Source organism: Caballeronia sp. LZ024 (assembly GCF_031451455.1).
Taxonomy (GTDB): Bacteria; Pseudomonadota; Gammaproteobacteria; order Burkholderiales; family Burkholderiaceae; genus Caballeronia; species Caballeronia telluris.
This window is the reverse complement of record NZ_JARUXL010000004.1, coordinates 63,790-79,996: the sequence shown is the minus strand read 5'-3', so window position 1 is coordinate 79,996 and position 16,207 is coordinate 63,790. Positions and strand designations below refer to the sequence as shown.

At 65.8% G+C, this 16,207-nt stretch carries 15 protein-coding genes; 5 read left to right on the top strand and 10 right to left on the bottom strand.

The window, feature by feature from the left end:
- Positions 1–6 precede the first annotated feature (6 nt).
- The 3 genes from QCE48_RS22550 to QCE48_RS22540 form a co-directional block, all read right to left on the bottom strand.
- Complete coding sequence (locus tag QCE48_RS22550) at positions 7–663, bottom strand: ankyrin repeat domain-containing protein (RefSeq protein ID WP_309782252.1); 657 nt, start codon at positions 661–663, stop codon at positions 7–9.
- Positions 664–670: 7 nt separating this feature from the next.
- Positions 671–1,228 carry a c-type cytochrome gene (locus tag QCE48_RS22545; protein WP_309783759.1) on the bottom strand — a complete coding sequence of 186 codons (558 nt, stop codon included), beginning with the start codon at positions 1,226–1,228 and terminating at the stop codon, positions 671–673.
- Positions 1,229–1,289: 61 nt separating this feature from the next.
- Positions 1,290–2,966, bottom strand: a complete 1,677-nt coding sequence (locus QCE48_RS22540) for a PQQ-dependent dehydrogenase, methanol/ethanol family (RefSeq protein ID WP_309783758.1) — start codon at positions 2,964–2,966, stop codon at positions 1,290–1,292.
- A gap of 401 nt (positions 2,967–3,367) precedes the next feature.
- Between QCE48_RS22540 and ydiK the strand changes: the two genes are divergently transcribed.
- Both ydiK and QCE48_RS22530 read left to right on the top strand, forming a co-directional pair.
- Entirely contained in the window at positions 3,368–4,519 is a 1,152-nt protein-coding gene (ydiK, locus tag QCE48_RS22535; RefSeq protein WP_309782251.1) for an AI-2E family transporter YdiK, read from the top strand.
- Between the two features lie 218 nt (positions 4,520–4,737).
- On the top strand, positions 4,738–5,313 hold the full coding sequence (locus tag QCE48_RS22530; RefSeq protein ID WP_309782249.1) for a DUF6572 domain-containing protein: 576 nt from the start codon (positions 4,738–4,740) through the stop codon (positions 5,311–5,313).
- A 95-nt stretch (positions 5,314–5,408) separates the two neighbouring features.
- Here QCE48_RS22530 and QCE48_RS22525 read toward each other — a convergent pair whose 3' ends face one another.
- The 4 genes from QCE48_RS22525 to QCE48_RS22510 form a co-directional block, all read right to left on the bottom strand.
- The gene (locus QCE48_RS22525) at positions 5,409–6,128 is read right to left on the bottom strand and encodes a hypothetical protein (RefSeq protein WP_309782247.1); all 720 of its coding nucleotides are present in this window, start codon (positions 6,126–6,128) and stop codon (positions 5,409–5,411) included.
- A gap of 101 nt (positions 6,129–6,229) precedes the next feature.
- On the bottom strand, positions 6,230–7,351 hold the full coding sequence (locus tag QCE48_RS22520; RefSeq protein WP_309782244.1) for an enoyl-CoA hydratase/isomerase family protein: 1,122 nt from the start codon (positions 7,349–7,351) through the stop codon (positions 6,230–6,232).
- A gap of 14 nt (positions 7,352–7,365) precedes the next feature.
- Positions 7,366–9,072, bottom strand: a complete 1,707-nt coding sequence (locus tag QCE48_RS22515) for an AMP-binding protein (RefSeq protein WP_309782242.1) — start codon at positions 9,070–9,072, stop codon at positions 7,366–7,368.
- Positions 9,073–9,097: 25 nt separating this feature from the next.
- Positions 9,098–10,231, bottom strand: a complete 1,134-nt coding sequence (locus QCE48_RS22510) for an acyl-CoA dehydrogenase family protein (protein WP_309783757.1) — start codon at positions 10,229–10,231, stop codon at positions 9,098–9,100.
- A 179-nt stretch (positions 10,232–10,410) separates the two neighbouring features.
- Here QCE48_RS22510 and QCE48_RS22505 point away from each other — a divergent pair, with 179 nt between their 5' ends.
- Positions 10,411–11,433, top strand: a complete 1,023-nt coding sequence (locus QCE48_RS22505) for an AraC family transcriptional regulator (RefSeq protein ID WP_309782240.1) — start codon at positions 10,411–10,413, stop codon at positions 11,431–11,433.
- Between the two features lie 75 nt (positions 11,434–11,508).
- Positions 11,509–11,670 (top strand): hypothetical protein, encoded by a 162-nt coding sequence (locus QCE48_RS22500; protein WP_309782238.1) that lies wholly within the window; start codon positions 11,509–11,511, stop codon positions 11,668–11,670.
- Between the two features lie 7 nt (positions 11,671–11,677).
- On the opposite strand, the gene QCE48_RS22495 is transcribed toward QCE48_RS22500, so the two are convergent.
- Both QCE48_RS22495 and QCE48_RS22490 read right to left on the bottom strand, forming a co-directional pair.
- Complete coding sequence (locus tag QCE48_RS22495) at positions 11,678–12,337, bottom strand: hypothetical protein (RefSeq protein ID WP_309782235.1); 660 nt, start codon at positions 12,335–12,337, stop codon at positions 11,678–11,680.
- 290 nt (positions 12,338–12,627) lie between these two features.
- Positions 12,628–13,923, bottom strand: coding sequence for an MFS family transporter (locus QCE48_RS22490; RefSeq protein WP_309782234.1), 1,296 nt, complete (start codon positions 13,921–13,923; stop codon positions 12,628–12,630).
- A 263-nt stretch (positions 13,924–14,186) separates the two neighbouring features.
- Here QCE48_RS22490 and QCE48_RS22485 point away from each other — a divergent pair, with 263 nt between their 5' ends.
- Positions 14,187–15,209, top strand: coding sequence for a DUF2891 domain-containing protein (locus QCE48_RS22485; protein ID WP_309782232.1), 1,023 nt, complete (start codon positions 14,187–14,189; stop codon positions 15,207–15,209).
- Positions 15,210–15,215: 6 nt separating this feature from the next.
- Here QCE48_RS22485 and QCE48_RS22480 read toward each other — a convergent pair whose 3' ends face one another.
- Positions 15,216–16,154 carry an SMP-30/gluconolactonase/LRE family protein gene (locus QCE48_RS22480; protein ID WP_309783755.1) on the bottom strand — a complete coding sequence of 313 codons (939 nt, stop codon included), beginning with the start codon at positions 16,152–16,154 and terminating at the stop codon, positions 15,216–15,218.
- Between the last annotated feature and the right edge of the window lie 53 nt (positions 16,155–16,207).

The following is a 16,207-nucleotide window of genomic DNA, read 5'->3' as shown; positions in this document are numbered from 1 at the left end:
GCGCCATCATCGGTCGGACAGGACCACCGCCGCATGCGCCGACCCCGTCTGCACGGCGATGTCCTTCGCGGTCATCCCGCGATCGTCGCGCAGGTCGCGATTGGCACCGCGCGCAAGCAGCATCGACACCGTCTGCGCCTGGTCGTAACCCGCGGCCCACATCAGCGCGGTCAGATGATTGTGATAGGCCGCGTTCACGTCGATGCCCGCATCGAGCAGTTGCTGCACCACTGCGGTATGCCCCTTCCCCGACGCATACTCGATCGCCGTCTTGCCGACCCGGTCGGTCGCGCTCACTTCCGCGTGACGCGCAAGCAGCAAGCGGACGATTTCCTCGTTGCCGTCGAAGGCGGCGGCCATCAGCGGCGTGATGCCCTGCACGTCGGCCTGGCTCACGTTCGCGCCGCGTTCGATCAGCATCCGCGCCATCGGCGTGAGTCCCTTCTTGCACGCGCTGATGAGCGCCGTATCGCCGATGCGGTTACGCGAATCGATCGACGCGCCCTGCTCCAGCGCCCGCGCGACGCCCGTCTGGTCGCCCGCGCGGACCGCGCCGAGCAACTGCTCGTTCAGGCTGTACGCATCCTGCGCCGCCGACGCGCCGCTCGCGCTCCACGCCGCCAGCAGCAAAACGGCGACGCACCCGCTATGTCGAAGGCTCATGTCGAAGTCACTGAATATTGGCAATGTAGTTCGCCAGATTTTCGATGTCGCTGTCCGAAAGCGTCTTGGTGACGCTCGTCATGCTGCCCGCGTCGTTGGTGCGCCGCCGCGCGCGGAAGTCCTCCAGTTGCTTGACGATGTACTGATAGTGCTGGCCCGCGATACGCGGAATCTCGTTCTGCCCCGAGAAGCCGCCGAGATGGCACATCGTGCACAGCACTTCCTCCGACTTCTTCCGCCCCGCGTCGACTTTCACCGGATCGGCCTTGAACGCGATCGCTGCGGGCGGTTGCGCGGCGAAGTAATCGGCGAGATCGTGCATGTCGTCGGGCGAGAGGTTCGCGGCCATCGGGCTCATGCGCGGATCGCTACGCCGTCCGGCCTTGAAGTCGCGCAATTCGAGGTAGAGATAGCGCGCGGTCTGCCCGGCGAGGACCGGATATTCGGGATTCGTCGAATGGCCCTCGGGACCGTGGCACGCCGCGCAGACGACGGCCTTCGCCTTGCCCGCCTCGGCATCGGCACGTGCGGCGGCCGGCAGCGCGAGGCACGCGGCGGCGAGCACGCACGCGAGCGCGCGCGCACCGGCGGAAGGCAATCGCTTCGGACGCAAGGTCAACGCAGGCTCAGGGCAGCGCAAACACGACGAGCGCGTTGCCGCGCTTGAAGTCGAGCTGGGTGTTGCCGCCCGCCGCCACCGCGATGTACTGCTTGCCGCGCACGGTGTAGGACACCGCCGGCGCGTTCACGCCCGCGCCGCACTGGTACTCCCAGAGCATCTTGCCGGTCGCGGCATCGAAGGCGCGAAAGAGACCGTTGCCCTCGCCGTTGAACACGAGCCCGCCCGCGGTCGCGAGCACGCCGCCGATCAGCGGCTGGTCCGTCTTGAATCCCCACGCGATCTTGCCCGTATCGACGTTCACGGCAACGAGCCGGCCCCACTGCTCTTCGGACGGAATCGTCTTGAACGCGCCGCCGAGCCACAGCTTGCCGCCGGGATAGTCGACGCTTTCGACCTGATACGTCATCGGCTGATGCAGGTTCGCCGCGTAAGCCATGCGCGTCTTCGGGCTGAACGCCATCGGCGACCATTCGACGCCGCCGTTCGCGCCCGGCAGCATCCGCGCGCCGTTCGCCGTCGGCAGGGTCCAGACGCCCTCCTGCGGAATCATCGCCTCCGACACGCGGATCAGCCGCCCGTCGCGGCGGTCGTGGACGTAGACGAAACCCGTTTTGCCGCCGTGGATGATGCCGGGAATCGTCTGGCCGTTCTTGTCGCGCACGTCGACCAGGATCGGCGGGCTCACCGCGTCGAGGTCCCACACGTCGTGCGCGATGTACTGGTAGTGCCACTTGTACTTGCCGCTGTCGAGATCGATGGCGACGAGCGAATCGGTATAGAGATTGTCGCCGGGACGAATCGCGCCATGCAGGTCCGGCGATGGATTGCCGACCACGAAGTACACGGTGTGCGTCTGCCGGTCGACTGCGGGCGCCATCCACACGCCGCCGCCGAGCGTCTTGTAGAAGTCGCCGCCCTTCGAGGCGAGCTGCTGTTTCTCCGCCGCGATGTCGCGCTTCATGTTGCGGCCGACGGCGTCGTTTTCGGCCCAGACGCCTTCGTGGCCCGTTTCCGGGATCGTGTAGAAGGTCCAGAGCAACTGGCCGGAGTTCGCATCGAACGCCTTCACGAAGCCGCGAATGCCGTACTCGCCGCCGTTCGTGCCGATCAGCACCTTGTCGTCGACGACGACCGGCGCCATCGTCTCCGAGTAGCCGAGTTCGGGGTCCGCGATCTGCGTCTGCCAGAGCACCTTGCCCGTCTTCGCATCGAGCGCGACGAGCTTTGAATCCAGCGTGCCCATGAAGAGGCGGTCGCCGAGAATCGCGACGCCGCGGTTGTTCGGGCCGCAGCAGAAGGTCGTGACGGGCCCCATCTTGTGCTTGTAATGCCAGAACTCCTTGCCGGTGACGGCATCGATCGCGTAGACGTGGTTGTAAGACGTCGTGAGGAACATCACGCCGTTCGAAACGATCGGCGCCGTCTCCATCGATTCCATCACCGCGGTCTGGAAGATGAAAGCGGGCCGCAGCTTCGCGACGTTCGTCGTGTTGATCTGCGAGGCGGGTGCATAGCGCGTCTCGGCGTAGGAGCCGTTCGAGTGCAGCCACGACGACGCGTCGCCGGCTGCGGCATCGAGTTGCCGCTGCGTGATCGGGCGTAGCATGTCGGGCATCGGCGCGGCTTGCGTGGTCGCCGTGTTCTGAATTTCGTCGGCCGCCCGCGCGGGCGTGGTCCACATCAGGCTGCCGGCGCCAGCGCAAGCGCCGCAGAGGAACAGGGGGAAAAGTGTAGTGCGGAACCCGGCCATGACAGTCTCCCGATCGCTATTGTTTTACATCGGTCTGACGACGGTATGCGACGGCGGTGCGGCGGTGTGTCGAGTGCGCGGCAATTTTCCAGGCTCGCGCGAGACTCGCGTTAGAGAATAGGCAATTTGAACCGGCTTTTCCAGACGTAGTTAATGCTCGGACCTATACCCGGCAAAAAAGCACGCAAGCGTAAGCCACCTGTTGGTTGTCATGCATTTCCCCCGATTTTTAGTAGTATGGATTGGAAGCGCCGACGCCTGATTCGCCGCATTTCACGCAAAGCGCACATCGGGTACGGCACAATGCAGCGCTGTCCTTGAAGGTATCCAAATTGAATCCACGCCAGCCCGTCGACATCGCCCGCATCCTGCTCGTCATCGTGATCCTCTCCGCGCTGACGATCGGCAGCCTCTACGTCCTGCGGCCGTTCCTGCCGGGCCTCATCTGGGCGACCACCATCGTCGTCGCCACCTGGCCGATGATGAAAGCGATCCAGCGCCGCTGCGGCAACCGCCGCTGGATCGCCACCACGGTCATGCTGTTGATGCTGCTGATCGTGATCGTGCTGCCGCTCTATCAGGCGATCTCGACACTCGCGCTGCATGGCGGCGAGATCATGGCGGCCATCAAGGGCCTGCCCTCCTACGCGTTGCCGCCGCCGCCCGGCTGGATCCACGAAGTGCCGCTCGCGGGCGCGCGCATCGCGCGAGAATGGCAGACGCTCTCCGACGCCGGCCCCGGCGGCCTGCTCGCCAAGGTCGAACCCTACGTGACGATCGCCGCGCGCTGGATGCTGCAGCATGCGGCCGTCGTCGGCGTGTTCGTCATTCACATGTTCATAACCGTGATCATCGCGGGCATTCTGTATATGCAGGGCGAACACGCCGGCCACTTCATCACGCGTTTCGCCATGCGCATTGCCGCGCAGCGCGGCGCCGAAGCCGTCAAGCTCGCCGGGCTGTCGATCCGCGCGGTGGCGCTCGGCATCGTCGTGACGGCGGTGACGCAGTCGGCGCTCGGCGGCATCGGGCTGTGGATCGCGGGCGTGCCGGCGGCGGGCATCCTGACGGCCCTGATGCTGATGTTCTGCCTCGCGCAGATCGGGCCACTCCTGCCGCTGCTCGGCAGCGTCGCGTGGCTCTTCTGGCACGACGCGCACGTGGCCGCGATCCTGCTGCTGATCTGGTCGATCATGATCGCGATGCTCGACAACGTGCTGCGCCCGCTGCTCATCAAGCGCGGCGTGAACCTCTCGATGCTGCTGATCCTTTCGGGCGTGCTCGGCGGCATGTTCGCGTTCGGCATCGTCGGGCTGTTCATCGGGCCGGTGATTCTCGCGGTCACCTCGACGATCCTCAACGCGTGGATCAACGAGCAACCGCCGCTCGCGCAAGTCGAGCCGGCGATCGGCCCGGTTTCTTCTCCTACAGCGCTCGGGGCGAACGACACCGCGAGTCCGCCCCGTCATCCGCGCGACGCGTGACGACGCATGAAGCGCCGATCGCTAACAGGCGAATCGGCGCGAAACAAGGGAACGAATCGCAAACCCGATATCAAGATTTTGCAATCTACCGGGCCGATTTAAGAGTTGTCCCATGGATCGTTTCCCGCATCGATTCAAGTGCTTAACGAGATGTCGCATTCACGCCCGCGCGGCATATTTAGGATGGCGTAGTCCATTACAATACGCGCCTTGCTTATTTGCCCGTTCGCGGGCGCGGGAGAATCGCCATGTCTTTGCACGACGTGGACTCCATCGATTACATCGGCGTCAATATTCTTTTCAAGCGCGTCTACGTCGGGATTTTCGACGATCTTGACTGGGACGACGAAAGCACGCATTTCGCGTTGCTGACGAAGAAAATCGATCGGTACACACAGTACATTCGCTCCGGCCAGCTGTTGGCCGCCTACCCGGGAGTGCGCGGCTACGGCATCGTCTTCGAATACGTCGCGACGTGGCCCATGACGGCATCGGCCAAGCGGTTCTGGACATCGCGCGAACAGATCATTCGCAGCGCCGGTTACGAGGTGCGCAGCCGCACCGTCGACGTCCGGCCGGTGCTGCGCGGCGAAGCGTCGCGCGACACGCCGACGCAGCCGGACGCGGAAGAAGAGACGGCCGAATCGCTTGATGTAGCCAAAGTCGACGCCGAAGTCACCGCGATGCCGCGCATTGCGCCGTTGCTGTCGTTGCCGGCGCCGGCGATCGCCGGGCCCACCGGGCTCGGCCGCGCGCCGATGTCGCTGCCCCTGCTGGCATCGATGCGCAGGTGAGCGTTTCCGGGAAGCGAAGCACGAAAAACGGCGAAACCCTGCGGGTTTCGCCGTTTTTTTACGTCCGCGCACATTCGACGGCCCGCGGCCGGCGCTTATCGCACCGCGCTAAGCGCCGAGGCCGCGCTGCCCGGCACCGCGATGCCATTCGCCTTCGCGTACTGCACGGCCTGCGACAGCGTCGCGACGAGCGACTGCAATTGCCCCGGCGCCGATTGCGCGATATAGGTCGCGGCCTGCGCCGTCGCCGGATTCGAACCCGCCTGCACGAGCGACGAGAGGTTCATCGTATTGCTCACTGCGCCGAGATCGGATTGCAGCCCCGCGTACTGGCTCACGCCCTTGCCAAGCGACGCGAGGCCGTCGCTGAACGCCTGCTTGTTCACGCTGCCGGCCGCAGGCGCCGCCGATCCGCCCGCGAACGCCTGCATCAGCGACTGCGACACGGTCTGCTGCGTCCCGCCGAGTTGCGACAGCACGCTCGCGCTCGGCAGCGCGCCCGTGGCGCCTGAACCGCCCGTCGCGTTCGCGAGCATGCCCGCGGCCGATTGCGCCTGGCTCGCAACGCCCGTCATGCCCATCGACGAAGCCAGGCCCGACTGGCCCGCGAGCACCTGCTGGTTCGCGCCCAGATAGTTCTGCACGAGCGAGTTGAGCGCGGACGGTTGCGCCGTCCCGTTCGCCCCGTTCGCGGCCGGCTCGGCCTTGTTGCCGCCGAAGCCGAACTGCTGGAGGTTGAGTTGCGCCTGCGAGGCTGCGGGCGCGATCAGCGCGCCAGCGACCAGCATTGCGACCCAGGATGAACGCTTCGCCATGTTCGGAATCTCCCTTGATTTGTCCGATGATCGATTGAGTGCCCGTTCGACCGGAGGACCAATCCGCGGTTCGTCCCGTTTACATTTGCTTGCGAATTCCTTTAGTCGATTGCGCCTAAGTCCGCAAGCGGATGCGCGTCGCGCCGCCACGGCGAAGCGAGAACCTGCTGCACGCGTTCGGCGCGGACTTCGGCGAGCGTCGCGGGCGCCCAGCGCGGCCGCTGGTCACGGTCGACGATCAGCGCGCGCACGCCTTCGCAAAAATCGCCGTCGCGGATCGTGCGGTACACGATGCCAAGTTCCATCCGGAAGCAGTCGGCGAGCGTCATCTGGCGGCCGCGCAACAGCGCGTGATACGTGACTTCGAGCATCGTCGGCGAGTGGCTCGCGAGCGCGCCGAGCGCAGCGTCCGTCCACTCCGACGCGCTCGCCTGCCGCAAAGCGGCAACGATTTGCTCGACGCCACCCGCCGCGCCGAAATAGCGCCTGATCTGCGCGCGATGCGCTTCGAGCGGCGCGTCGCGTTCGACGTTCGCGGGCGGCACGAACACGCGGCGCAATCCGTCGAGCGCGCTTTCCGATGCGTCCCAGCGCAGCGCGTCGAGCCGCGCGGCGAACCCGTGCAGCCACGCCGACGGCACGCAGACATCCGCGAGACCATACGCGAGCGCGTCCGCACCCGCGAGCATCGCACTCGTCAGGCCCGCGTACAGTTCGACGTCGAGCGGCATCCGGCGCATGAAATGCGTCGCGCCGACGTCGGGCAGCATGCCGATGCGCGTCTCGGGCATCGCCATCTTCGTGCGCTCGGTGACGACGCGCAACGCCGCGCCCTGCGCGAGCCCCATGCCGCCGCCCATCACGATGCCGTCCATCAGCGCGACGACCGGCTTCGTAAAATGATGAATCGCGTAATCAAGCCGGTATTCGTCGACGAAAAAGCGCAGCCACGGCGTGTCGTGCGCGGTGTCGTTGCGCGCCGAATCGTAGAGCGCGCGGATGTCGCCGCCCGCGCAAAATGCCTTTTCGCCCGCGCCGCGCAGCACGACGGCGGCGATCGCGTCGTCGCTCCGGCAGCGTTCGAAGGCTTCGGTCAGCAACCGGATCATGTCGTGCGACAGCGCGTTCAGCGCGCGCGGCCGGTTCAGCGTGACGACGGCCACGCGATTGACGATCTCGAAGCCGATTTCCGGCTCGTCCTGCACCACGCTCTGTGTGCTCATGCGTTCAAGATTCCTTATTCTGCTTTTGCGTTCTGACGCAGTTCGGGGAAGTCTTCTTCCCAGAATTCGAATTCGCCCCGCGCCGCGCCTTCGACGCGCGCCGCTTCCTGGCGCCGCAGTTCCACGCGGCGGATTTTCCCGGAAATCGTCTTGGGCAATTCCGCGAACTCGATGCGCCGAATGCGCTTGTAGGGCGCGAGCCGTTCGCGCGAAAACGCGAAGACGCTGCGCGCCACGTCCGGTCCGATCGTGAAGCCGTGCCGCACCGTGACGAACGCCTTCGGCACCGAGAGGCGCAGCGTGTCGGGACTCGGCACGACCGCCGCTTCCGCGATCGCTTCGTGCTCGATCAGCACGCTTTCGAGTTCGAACGGACTCAGCCGGTAATCGGACGACTTGAACACGTCGTCCGCGCGGCCGATGTAGGTGAAATAGCCGTCCGGCGTGCGCGCGGCAACGTCCGACGTGCGGTAGTGGCCGTCGCGCATCGCGTTCGCGGTGGCGGCGGGATTGTCGGCGTAACCCGTCATCAGGCCGAGCGGCGGTTCGTCGACGGGCAGCGCGATTTCGCCTTCGTCGGCGGGATGGCCGTCAGGATCGAGGAGCGTCACGCGATAACCCGGCAGCGGCCGTCCCATCGACCCGGGCACGAGGCGCTGTCCCGGCGAATTCGCGATCTGCGCGGTGGTTTCGGTCTGGCCGTAGCCGTCGCGGATCGGCACGCCCCACGCCGCCTGCACGCGCTCGACCACCTCGGGGTTCAGCGGCTCGCCCGCGCCGACGATCTCGCGCAGCTTCACTTTGTACGACGCGAGCGGTTCTTGCACGAGCATGCGCCAGACGGTCGGCGGCGCGCAGAGCGTGCTGACTTCGTGGCGCACGAGAACGTCGAGCGTCTTCGCGGCGTCGAAGCGCGCGAAGTTATAGATGAACACGCACGCGCGCGCGTTCCACGGCGCGAAAAAGCAGCTCCACGCGTGCTTCGCCCAGCCGGGGGAACTGATGTTCCAGTGGACGTCGCCGGGTTGCAGGCCGATCCAGTACATCGTCGACAAGTGGCCGGCCGGATAGCTCTGATGCGTATGCGCGACGAGCTTCGGCTTCGACGTCGTGCCCGAGGTGAAGTACAGCAGATAGGGATCGGCGGCGTTCGTTTCGGCATCCGCAACGAACGTGGGCGACGCTTCATACGCTGCGTCGAAGTCAAGCCATCCTTCGCGTGTTACGCCCACGGCGATGCGCAGCGCGGGCACGTCGACATCGTCGAATTTCGGCAATTCGTTGCCATCGACGATCACGTGCTGCACGCGTCCGAGCGCGATCCGGTCGCGCAGATCGGCGCTCGCGAGTTGCGTGGTCGCGGGCAACACGACCGCGCCGAGCTTCATCGCGCCGAGCATCGTGTCCCACAGTTCGACGCGGTTCGGCAGCATCAGCAGAATCCGGTCGCCGCGCGCGACGCCCAGGCCGCGCAGATGATTCGCGACGCGCGCCGAGCGCTCGCTCATCTGCGCGAACGAATAGCGCGTCTCGCCGCCGCTTTCGTCGACGATCGCGAGTGCGGGCGCGTCGTTGCGCTGCGCCATCGGGTCGAAGTAGTCGAGTGCCCAGTTGAAGCGGTCGAGCACCGGCCAGCGGAAGTCGCGGTACGCGGTGTCGTAGTCGGTGCGGTGGCGCAGCAGGAAGTCTCTTGCGTCGATAAAGGCGTCGGCCGAAGTCATCTTGTCTCCATTATTTGTAAAACCCTTACAGCTGCCGCGCGATCACCATCCTTTGCACTTCGCTCGTGCCTTCATAAATCTGCGTGATGCGCGCATCGCGATAATGCCGCGCGACCGGATAGTCCTCCAGAAAGCCATATCCACCGTGGATCTGGATGGCGTCCGAACAGACGCGCTCGGCCATCTCCGACGCATAGAGCTTCGCCTGCGACGCCTCCGACAGACACGCGATGCCCTCGGTGCGCATGCGCGCCGCGTGCAGCACGAGCAGGCGCGCGGCGTTCAGTTGCGTGTGCATGTCGGCGAGCATGTTCGCCACCGACTGATGCTCGTGGATCGGCCGCCCGAACTGCACGCGCTCGTGCGAATAAGCGCGCGCCGCGTCGAACGCCGCGCGCGCGATGCCGAGCGCCTGCGCCGCGATGCCGATGCGCCCGCCTTCCAGATTCGACAGCGCGATCTTCAAGCCCTCGCCGCGTGCGCCGAGCAGGTTCCCGGCGGGAATCGCGCAGTCGTCGAAGGTGATCGGGCACGTATCCGATGCGCGGATGCCGAGCTTGTGCTCCGGCGGGCCGACGTTGAACCCTGGCGTGCCGGTCGGCACGATGAACGCCGAAATCCCCTTCTTGCCGAGTTCCGGATCGGTGACGGCGAACACGATCGCCAGCCCCGCACGCGCGCCGTTCGTCACGAACTGCTTGCTGCCGGAGATGACCCACTTGCCGTCGCGCTCGATCGCGCGCGTGCGCAGATTGTTCGCCTCCGATCCCGCCTGCGGCTCGGTCAGGCAGAACGCGCCGATCACCTCGCCGCTCGCGAGTGTCGGCAGATACTCGGCTTTTTGCGCGTCGGTGCCGAATTTGAGGATCGGCCCGCAGCCGACCGAGTTGTGCACGCTCATCAGCGTCGCGCAGGAGGCGCAGCCCGCCGCGATCTCTTCCATCGCGAGCGCGTAGGCGGTGTAGTCGCTGTAAGTGCCGCCGAGTTCCGCCGGCACGATCATGCCGAGCAGGCCGAGTTCGCCCATCTGGCGGATGACCGAATCGGGAATCTTCTTATCGCGATCCCATTGAGCCGCGTTCGGCGCGAGCACATCGCTCGCGAATTCGCGAGCGGCGTCGCGGATCATGCGCTGCTCTTCGGTGAGAAAACTGTCGATCATGGATGGCTCGCTGAGAGGATGAAGGCGCCGGAGGTCGATGGTTTACACTTTTGCCCCAATGTCGGCGCGACCGCGCGGCGACGCTCGTGCGAACGAGTCTAGGCAATCGCGGCGCATTAGCCGATGCCCAAAACGATCATGCTATCTGAGCGCTTTCGCCACCCTTTCGCCACCTAGTGACAACCCCAACCCACACGCCCGCGCGCGAACGCGGATCGATTTCGGTGAGCCTCGTCGCCGAAGCGTTGCGATGCGCCGAGGCGCGCGGCGTCTCGCGCGAGTCGCTGCTCGCGGCCGCCGACATCGCGCCGGCCACGCTGGCGTCGCCGCGCGCGCGGGTGTCGCCGGCACAGTACGCCAAGCTGTGGAACGCCATCGCCGATGCGCTCGACGACGAATTCTTCGGCCAGGACCCCCACCCGATGCGCCGCGGCAGCTTCGTGCTGCTGTGCCACGCGGCGCTCAGTTCGCGCGACGGCGCGCAGGCGCTTTCGCGCATCGCGAACTTCCTGCGCCTCGTGCTCGACGACCTCGCCTTCGAACCCGACATCGACGCGACGCGCGTGCGCATTCGCCTGATCGACCGCGACGAGCCGAAAAGCATGTTCGCGTATGCGACGGCGTTCATCCTGATCTATGGTCTGTTGTGCTGGCTGGTCGGGCGGCGCATTCCGGTGCTTTCGGCGCATCTGCGCTGCCCGGAGCCGGCCGCGAGCGACGAATACCGCCTGATGTTCTGCGACGATCTCGTCTTCGACGAGCCGCGATCCTATGTCGACCTCGCGCCGGAATGCGCCGGGCTGCCGGTGGTGCAGACGGTGGCGTCGCTGAAGACGTTCCTGCGCGAAGCGCCCGCGAACTTTCTCGTCAAGTACCGCAATCCGGATTCGCTCGCGGCGCGCGTGCGGCGCCGCCTGCGCCAGCTTCCGCCCGCCGACTGGCCCGACAGCGACCGCGTCGCGGCCGCGCTGAACATGGCCGAGGCGACGCTCAGGCGTCATCTGAAGCAGGAAGGCGTGACTTATCAGGCGATCAAGGACGGCTTGCGACGCGACCTCGCGATCTCGCGTCTCGCGGATACGAGCGAAACCATCGCCGAGATCGCCGATGCGCTCGGCTTCGCCGAACCGAGCGCGTTTCGCCGCGCGTTTCGCAAGTGGACGGGCGTGCGGCCCGCCGACTACCGGCGCGCGGGATAGCGCGCACGCGCGGCGACTGCGGGCGCTGGAACGCGCTGCTATAGTGAATCGTCACTTTTCAGTCAGGAGCGCATCATGACGAAGCCGAATCGTGCTAGCCCAACGAACGAGGCGCCCGCATCCGACGCGCCGCCCACCGACGACGATCTGCTCGACGAAGCGCTGGAAGAAACCTTTCCGGCAAGCGATCCGATCGCGGTTCATCCGGAGCGCAAAGACAAACCCGCCGAGCGATAAGCCGCTTTCAGCCGTCGTCGAGACCGGAGAGCAGCGCCGCCAGTTTCTCGACGTGCTGAAGCAGCAGTTTCTTGTGTTTGTCGATCTGTTCGAGACGGCCGGAGAGATCGGCCCGGGCGGCATCGGAAAGGCGCTCCGAGGCGAGCAGTTCTTCTGCCTTGGGCGTCATGTTGTCCAGCTGGACGAGCGTCAGTTGCCGTTCCACGCGCCGCAAATCCTGCACGAGCAGTTCGCGATTGCGCCGGAACACCAGATCCCTTCGATGCGTTTCCGCCTGCTGCAAAGCCTGATCCGCGATACGGCGCGTCGCTTCCGTCTGCGACAGGAGCGGCTCCGGGCCGCGCAGCACCGGGCGCTTCGGCGCCGGGTGAGCGGTGCCGCGAAACACCGCGACGGGCGTTTCCTCGTCCAGGGCGCGCTGGGCGGCGGCGGGAATGTCGGCGGGGCCGTGGCGCTGGTCCATCCAGTGCGGCGGCAAGCCCGTGACCGTTTCCACGCCGCGCACGAATTCCTCGCTGAAATCCCGCCGGCCCGCCACAATCAGCTTCATGTGCGACGGCGAAAAGGTCATCATCCGCGCAAGCCGCGACGCGCCGCCCGCCGATCCGGTCAGCACGTCCAGGTTCGCCTGCCACACGTGATACAGCGATTCGTCGAAATCTTCCATGGGCTAGTCTCCAAGCAGACGGACACTTGCAGGTGCACTCCGCAGGCTCGCACGATGGGCGAAGCCGCGCACATCCGTGTCCAGGTCGGGCCCGCGCGCCGCTGGCGGGCCCTGCGACACAATCTTACCGTCATCGCGCACGCGCCCGCTCACGATGTTGCGGAGATCATCCGCCTTTCCTGCCGTCGCAACAACGTCCGCGTGGCGCGAAGCCCCGTGCGCACCGCATAAAAACGACAACGCACGGCGCGAAGGCCGTGCGTCGTCGATGCAAGCGGACGAATCCGTCATCAGGGTTCGTTACGCAGATACCCTTCCTTGCTCGGATCGCGCATTCGGAACGACACGAGGAAGGAGATGAAGCACAAAACCGTGACGTACCAGTAGAACGTCGATTCGCTGCCGATCGATTTCATGTAGAGCGCCACGTATTCCGCCGATCCGCCGAACACCGCGTTCGCCACCGCATACGACAGCCCCACGCCCAGCGCGCGCACTTCCGGCGGGAACATTTCCGCCTTGATGAGGCCGCTGATCGACGTATAGAAGCTGACGATCGCGAGCGCGACGATCACGAGCACGAACGCCGTCACCGGGCTCTTCACGTCCTTGAGCGCGTGCAGGAGCGGCACCGTGCCAATGGTCGCCAGGCCGCCGAAGAAGAGCATCGAGGTGCGGCGCCCGATGCGGTCCGACAGCGCGCCGAACAGCGGCTGCATGATCATGTAGACGAAGAGCGCCGCGGTCATCACGTTGCTGGCCGTCTTCGCGGGCATGCCGGCCGTGTTCACGAGGTACTTCTGCATGTAGGTCGTGAACGTATAGAAGATGAGCGAGCCGCCCGCCGTGAAGCCGACCACGGTCAGGAACGCGCGCTTGTGCATCATCAGGCCGCGCAGCGTGCCGGCTTCCTTGCGCTGGCGCGTCTCGGCGGTCGTCGTCTCGTCGAGCGACTTGCGCAAGTAGAGCGAGACGAGCGCCGCGCACGCGCCGATGAAGAATGGAATGCGCCAGCCCCACGCCTTCAGCTCTTCCGTCGAGAGGAACAGTTGCAGCACGACCAGCACGAGCAGCGCGGCGAGCTGGCCGCCGATCAGCGTCACGTACTGGAACGACGCGAAGAAGCCCCGGCGGCCCTTGAGCGCGACTTCACTCATGTAGGTCGCGCTCGTGCCGTATTCGCCGCCCACGGAAAGACCCTGGAACAGACGCGCGAGCAGGAGGAAGAACGGCGCCCATGCGCCGATCGTCGCGTAGGTCGGCAGGAAACAGATCACGAGCGAGCCGCCGCACATCATCAGCACGGAGATCATCATCGCGTTGCGGCGGCCGTGCTTGTCGGCGATGCGGCCGAAGAGCCAGCCGCCGATCGGGCGCATCAGGAAGCCCGCCGCGAACACGCCGGCGGTATTGAGCAACTGCGTGGTGGCATTGCCGCTCGGGAAGAACGCGGCCGAGAAGTACAGCGCGAGGAACGAGTAGATATAGAAGTCGAACCATTCGACGAGATTCCCCGACGAAGCGCCGACGATCGCGAAGACGCGCCGCCGGGTGTCTGCTGCCTGTGAAACGGTAAGGTCGGTCATGCTGTAGTCGTTCCTTGTCGCTTGTTGGAATAGCGGGTTGGGCCGCGATCGTTGCCGGTCGTTGACGGAAAAGGACCGGGTCGGGCGCTCTCTTGGCGTTCGGGCGGAAGTTTACGACGACAGAGGCAAAGGGCATTGAAAGCATTGATAGGTGATTACCCCTATTCAAGCGATTTATTGCTTATTTATCGACTTCTTATCGATAAAGTGTTGGCTTTAGATTTTGCGCGACACTTCCTTTTTCACCGGAACGACGAGACGCCATGAACACCCGATCCCCCATCGCACTGGACGAAGCGCTCGCGTCGAAATTCGCGCGCGTCGCGCTCGGACACCTGACGCGCGAATATCCGAACAAGCTCGATCACGTGATGGCGAGCGCCGCCGACGTCGAGAGCCCGCGCGCGCTGCATCCCGTCTTCTATGGCAGCTACGACTGGCATTCCTGCGTGCACGGCTACTGGCTGATCGCCCGGCTTCATGCGCGCTTTGCGCACTTGCCCGAGGCGCCGTCGATCCGCGCGGTCATCGACGAACACTTCACCGAGGCCAACGTCGCGCGGGAAGTCGCGTATCTGGAGCGCCCGGCCGCGCGCGGCTTCGAGCGGCCCTACGGCTGGGCGTGGCTGCTCGCGCTTGCCGGCCAGTTGCAGTCGATGTCGTCGGCGGAGGGCAAGCGCTGGGCATCGACGATGCAGCCGCTCGCCGACGCGTTCGTCGCGCGCTTCACCGAATTCCTGCCGAAATCGACCTATCCGCTGCGGGTCGGGACGCATTTCAACATGGCGTTTGCGCTGTCGCTGGCGATCGGCTATGCGCGGCAGATGCGCGATACCGCATTCGAGACGCTGCTCGTCGATACGGCGAAGCGCTGGTATCTGCACGATGAGGCATGCCAGGCGTGGGAGCCGGCCGGCGACGAATTCCTGTCGCCCGCGCTGATGGAGGCGGAACTGATGCGGCGCGTGCTGCCGGCGGACGAATTCGTCGGCTGGTTCGACCGGTTCCTGCCGAAGCTCGCCGCGCGCGAGCCCGCGACGCTCTTCGTGCCGGCGACCGTCACCGATCGCAGCGACGGCAAGCTCGCGCATCTCGACGGGCTGAACCTGAGCCGCGCGTGGTGCCAGCGGTCGATTGCGCGGGCGCTGCCGGCGGGCGACGCGCGCATCGCGCTGCTCGACGCCGCCGCCGACGAGCATCTGGCGTCGGGCATCGCGCACGTCGCGGGGGACTACATGGGCGAGCATTGGCTCGCGACGTTTGCGCTGCTGGCGCTGGAAGCGTGAAGCGTCTTACCCGCCCCGAACGCCCTGCGTATTGACATAGAGCGCGTAGAGTCCGTGGCTCGCGGCCATGAACAACCGATTCCGATGCCGCCCGCCGAAGCACACGTTCGCGCACCGCTCGGGCAGCGCGATATGTCCGATCGGCTCGCCTTGCGGCGTGAAGACCCGCACGCCGTCGAGTTCCTCGGTGCCCATGCCCCAGCCGCACCAGAGATTGCCGTGCACATCGACACGAAAGCCGTCCGGCGTGCCCGGCCCGGCATCGATCGCCTCGCGCCGGTTCGCGAGCCGCCGTCCGCCGTCGACGACATCGAACGCGTAGATCTTGCGCGGCACCGAACGGGACTCGACCACGTACAGCACCGACTCGTCCGGCGAAAACGCGAGGCCGTTCGGCCCGACGAAGTCGTCAATCATCAGGCTCACCTCGCCATTCTGCCCATCGACGCGATACACGCCCGGCCTCAGTTGCGGCTCCGCCTGTTCGCCCTCGTAAAAGCCGTCGATGCCAAAGGTCGGATCGCTGAACCAGATCGAGCCGTCGGATTTCACGACCACGTCGTTCGGCGAATTGAGCGGCTTGCCGTCGAAGCGGTCGGCGAGCACGGTGATCGACCCGTCGTATTCGGTGCGCGTGACGCGCCGCGTCAGATGCTCGCAGGAAACGAGCCGGCCTTCGCGGTCGCGCGTGTGGCCGTTCGCGTTGTTCGACGGCTGCCGGAACGTGCCGGTTTCGCCCGTCGCTTCGTCCCAGCGCAGGATGCGGTTGTTCGGGATGTCGCTCCACAAAAGATAGCGCCCATCGCCGAACCAGACCGGCCCTTCCGACCAGCGTGCGCCCTGATACAGGCATTCCACCGACGCCGACGCGATCGTGAGCGCCTTGAAGCGCGGATCGAGCACGCGCACGGCGGGATCGGGATAGCGGCGTTCCTGGCCCATCATCATGTCGTCTCCTCAAATGAAAAGCGGGCGCCGTGCGCCCGCTCTTTGCTGTT

What these genes read in the sequence shown, in the direction of transcription:
- QCE48_RS22485 (WP_309782232.1), top strand. Translation starts at nt 14,187, where the DNA reads ATGAACACCCGATCCCCCATCGCACTGGACGAAGCGCTCGCGTCGAAA.
- QCE48_RS22500 (WP_309782238.1), top strand. Translation starts at nt 11,509, where the DNA reads ATGACGAAGCCGAATCGTGCTAGCCCAACGAACGAGGCGCCCGCATCC.
- QCE48_RS22525 (WP_309782247.1), bottom strand. Translation starts at nt 6,128, where the DNA reads ATGGCGAAGCGTTCATCCTGGGTCGCAATGCTGGTCGCTGGCGCGCTG.
- QCE48_RS22550 (WP_309782252.1), bottom strand. Translation starts at nt 663, where the DNA reads ATGAGCCTTCGACATAGCGGGTGCGTCGCCGTTTTGCTGCTGGCGGCG.
- QCE48_RS22480 (WP_309783755.1), bottom strand. Translation starts at nt 16,154, where the DNA reads ATGATGGGCCAGGAACGCCGCTATCCCGATCCCGCCGTGCGCGTGCTC.
- QCE48_RS22490 (WP_309782234.1), bottom strand. Translation starts at nt 13,923, where the DNA reads ATGACCGACCTTACCGTTTCACAGGCAGCAGACACCCGGCGGCGCGTC.
- QCE48_RS22515 (WP_309782242.1), bottom strand. Translation starts at nt 9,072, where the DNA reads ATGACTTCGGCCGACGCCTTTATCGACGCAAGAGACTTCCTGCTGCGC.
- QCE48_RS22495 (WP_309782235.1), bottom strand. Translation starts at nt 12,337, where the DNA reads ATGGAAGATTTCGACGAATCGCTGTATCACGTGTGGCAGGCGAACCTG.
- QCE48_RS22520 (WP_309782244.1), bottom strand. Translation starts at nt 7,351, where the DNA reads ATGAGCACACAGAGCGTGGTGCAGGACGAGCCGGAAATCGGCTTCGAG.
- QCE48_RS22540 (WP_309783758.1), bottom strand. Translation starts at nt 2,966, where the DNA reads ATGTGGACCACGCCCGCGCGGGCGGCCGACGAAATTCAGAACACGGCG.